Here is a 471-nt window from a genome sequence, read left to right as displayed (position 1 = left end):
TACCGCTGGTGGGACCAGCGGACGGGCACCGAGGTCGACGCCGTGTACAGCGGCACGGAGAAGCGCGAGGGCCGGACCGCCCACGGCTACACCATCCACGCCGAGGGCCCGATGGCCGACCCCGGCGACCTGCCGCCGGCCATGCCGCGCGACGTGGTGGGCGCGATCCTCGGCTCGCTGCCCTCCCCGGCCGGGGCGGACGTTGCGGCGCTGCCGGAGATGGTGCCGCTGACGTACGTGGCGACCACCGACCTGGTGCTGTGGATCGACTCGGACACCGGCACGATCCTGGACGGTCGGCACGGCCAGCGGATCACCGCCACCACCCAGGACGGCACGCCCCTCTTCCCGATCGCGGACGTCGAGGTGACGGCCACCGAGGAGACCCGGCAGGACCAGGCGGACACCGCCGAGACGATCGCCCGGTACCTGCTGCTGGTCGGCACGGTGGCCCCGCTCGCCCTGCTCGGC

1 protein-coding gene is annotated in these 471 nt (G+C 74.3%); it reads left to right on the top strand.

Annotated elements, in window-relative coordinates; translation table 11 throughout:
- Positions 1 to 471 (top strand): porin PorA family protein (locus ACSNOC_RS27940; protein ID WP_436750361.1); only part of this gene is annotated, 471 nt, incomplete at both ends.

This window comes from Streptomyces sp. URMC 129 (genome assembly GCF_051386415.1).
GTDB lineage: Bacteria > Actinomycetota > Actinomycetes > Streptomycetales > Streptomycetaceae > Streptomyces.
Note: the sequence above shows the minus strand (reverse complement) of the source record. Positions and strands in the feature narration are given on the sequence as shown.